Origin of the sequence: Clostridium sp. ATCC BAA-442 (genome assembly GCF_964239415.1) — a bacterium.
Lineage (GTDB): Bacteria > Bacillota > Clostridia > Oscillospirales > Oscillospiraceae > Flavonifractor > Flavonifractor plautii.
This window is the reverse complement of sequence record NZ_CAXSQB010000042.1, coordinates 20,714-23,543: the sequence shown is the minus strand read 5'-3', so window position 1 is coordinate 23,543 and position 2,830 is coordinate 20,714. Positions and strand designations below refer to the sequence as shown.

Here is a 2,830-nt window from a genome sequence, read left to right as displayed (position 1 = left end):
GCTCCGCCAAATACGGAGCCCCGGCGGGGTTGGCAGTCATTTACTTCGCGGCGCTGTAGGCGTCGTAAGCCTCCTGCATTACATCAAAGAGCACATAGTCCTCCACAGGAACATTCTCGGTAATGGTGCCATTATCCAGGAAAATGCCCTGCTGGGTCTCATAGACCGTCTTGATGGCATCCATGTCGCCGCAGACCTCGGTGATGGTCTGCCAGTCGGCCTCGCCAACTGCGGCCAGCATGGTGTCCTCGGGGGCGTCCAGCTCCTTGGCCAGCAACTTGGCCATCTCCTCGGGATGGGCAGCGCGCCAGTCATGAGCCTTGTCCAGGGCCTGGGCAAAACGCACCAGGATGTCGTGGTTGGCCTCGGCGTACTCAGGGGTACAAATGTAGCTGGAGGGGAAGATGGCGCTGTCCAGGAAGTCGGCGTTGGTGCCCAGATCCACGTAGTTGTCGCCCAGAGCGTTCTGCAGGGTGACGGTATTGGGGGACCAGGAGGCGGCGGCGTCAATCTGCCCGGAGATCATGGCGGTGGTCATACCGTCCACGGTCATCTCTACAGTGTTGATATCATCCATGGTCATGCCGGCACGGGCCAGGGCCTGCTCCAGAATAATCTCAGAGGAGGTACCGGAGGACACAGCAACGGTCTTGCCCTTCAGATCCTCGATGGTTTCAATGCCCTTGGCCTTGTTGCCCACCACCACATCGGACAGGGAGGTGGTGTGATCCATCTGGAAGATTTTTGCCTCGCCCTGAATGCACAGCTTATGGGCACCGTGGCCGATCTGGGAAATGTCAATGTCGCCGGAGGCCATGGCGGCGATTTCGGCGGGGCCGCCCTGGAACTCAAAGGTCTCAACGGTCAGGCCCACTTCCTCAAAGTAGCCCTGCTCAATGCCCACAAACAGGGAGCCGGCGGAGCCCAGGTTGGGCATGTACGCCACGCGGACGGTGGCGGGCTCATAGGTGGGGGTGTCGGCCGCGGGGGTCTCGGTGCCGATGGCAGGGGACTCGGTGTTGGGCGCTGGGGACTCATTGTTGGCGGGAGTCCCGCAGGCGGCCAGGGAGAATACCATTCCGCAGGCCAGTGCAAGAGAGAGCAGTTTCTTCTTCATGATAGTTCCTCCTTAATTATTTATGATGATCCGGCTCATCCCGGAACAATCATACTTACTTGCGGACAGAGAGGTACTCCTGATAGACCTGACTCCAGATGTGATTCTTCAGTTCCAGGAATCGAGGACTCATCTTGGTCTCCTGATCGCGGGGATAGGGGATGTCGATGTCCACAATCTCCTTGACACGGCCGGGGCGGGCACACATGATGACCACCCGCTGGGCCAGAATGATGGCCTCCTCTACGTCGTGGGTGATGAAGAAGCAGGTCTTCTGCTCCTTCTCCCAGGTGTTGAGCAGCTCCTGCTGGAGTTGGGTACGGGTCTGTGCGTCCAGGGCGCCGAAAGGCTCATCCATCAGCAGCACCTTGGGATTGACCGCGTAGGCGCGGGCGATGGCGACGCGCTGCTTCATGCCGCCGGAGAGCTCTTTGGGGTAGGCCTTGGCGAAGCCCTCCAGATCCACCATCTTCAAATACTTGTGGGCCAGCTCCTCGGCCTCCTCCTTGCTCTTACCCTGGAGCTTGAGCCCAAACTGGACGTTCTTCTCCACGGTGAGCCAGGGAAACAGGGCATACTGCTGGAACACGATGCCACGGTCGGGGCCGGGCCCTGTAACCTCTGCGCCATCTACCAAAACCTTGCCCTCGGTAGGGGTCTCCAGTCCGCCGATAATATTGAGCAAGGTGGACTTACCGCAGCCGGAAGGGCCGACAACACAGATAAACTCATTTTCATGAATATCCATATCCACGCCGTTGAGGGCCACCATCTCACCGTTGCGGCCGTTAAACTTCTTGACGACGTGGTCGATATGTACCTTTACTGCTGAATGGTTTCCTGCCATCCCGTAAACCTCCTCTCAAGGAATTTCACAATCTTTTCAAAGCAGATGCCGATAATACCCAGAAGAATGATTCCCATGAGCATTACGTCCATCTGGTAGTATCCATTGGCCTGCTGAATCATCATGCCGATGCCCTTGTCGCCGCCCACAATCTCAGAGGCCATCAGAGTGGTCATAGAGGTGGACAGGCCCAGCCGGGCCGCGACCAGGATGAAGGGAGTGGAGGCCGGGATGGTGATTTTGAAGAAAATGTCCTTCTGCTTGGCGCCCAGTACACGGGCCGCCTTGATCAGGGTGGTGTCCACTCCCTTGACGCCCTGATAGATGGTGATAACCATGACCAGGAACGCGGCGATGAAGATAACGGTGACCTTACTGACCTGGCCTACACCCAGTGCTGCGATGATCAGGAACACATAGGCCAGCGGGGGGATGTTGCGGATAAACTGAATCCAGGGCTCCACCACGTGGCGAAAGGGGTCATACCACGCCATGAGGAACGCCACCGGGATAGATACTACAAACGCGATGGCAAAGCCGGACAGTACACGGGACAGGCTGGCCCACACATGGCCCCACAAAACGCCGCTGGCGGCCTTACTGATAAAGGCATCCACCACAGCTTTCGGTGTAGCGAACACCAGTGGCCACGTATAGGCGGCGAACAGCCAGATTGCAATAGCAACGGCCAGTGAAATGAGCACCCATACCCAGTTGGGTATTTTGCTCCAGAAAGACGATTTTTTCAGTCGCATCGAAACCGAGCCTCCTTTGTTGCTTCTCAGTATACAAAAACCAGCCGGTTTCGGAAAGTATGAAGTTTTATCATACTTTCTCCGGCGCTGCATCAAAAACCCGGCCCGGGC

3 protein-coding genes are annotated in these 2,830 nt (G+C 57.5%); all 3 read right to left on the bottom strand.

Annotated features, from left to right (window positions below; genetic code table 11):
• Positions 1–40: 40 nt before the first annotated feature.
• Genes ACESY8_RS15120 through ACESY8_RS15110 form a run of 3 tightly spaced genes read right to left on the bottom strand, consistent with a single transcriptional unit; the run spans position 41 to position 2,719 of the window.
• Positions 41–1,117: an ABC transporter substrate-binding protein gene (locus ACESY8_RS15120; RefSeq protein ID WP_024724636.1), complete on the bottom strand. Its 1,077-nt coding sequence runs from the start codon at positions 1,115–1,117 to the stop codon at positions 41–43.
• Positions 1,118–1,172: 55 nt separating this feature from the next.
• On the bottom strand, positions 1,173–1,964 hold the full coding sequence (locus tag ACESY8_RS15115) for an ABC transporter ATP-binding protein (protein ID WP_007495183.1): 792 nt from the start codon (positions 1,962–1,964) through the stop codon (positions 1,173–1,175).
• The gene (locus tag ACESY8_RS15110; protein WP_007495181.1) at positions 1,940–2,719 is read right to left on the bottom strand and encodes an ABC transporter permease; all 780 of its coding nucleotides are present in this window, start codon (positions 2,717–2,719) and stop codon (positions 1,940–1,942) included. Before ACESY8_RS15110 ends, ACESY8_RS15115 begins: the two co-directional genes overlap by 25 nt.
• Between the last annotated feature and the right edge of the window lie 111 nt (positions 2,720–2,830).

Coding starts and splice junctions, on each gene's coding strand:
- ACESY8_RS15110 (WP_007495181.1), bottom strand. CDS start 2,719: ATGCGACTGAAAAAATCGTCTTTCTGGAGCAAAATACCCAACTGGGTA.
- ACESY8_RS15120 (WP_024724636.1), bottom strand. CDS start 1,117: ATGAAGAAGAAACTGCTCTCTCTTGCACTGGCCTGCGGAATGGTATTC.
- ACESY8_RS15115 (WP_007495183.1), bottom strand. CDS start 1,964: ATGGCAGGAAACCATTCAGCAGTAAAGGTACATATCGACCACGTCGTC.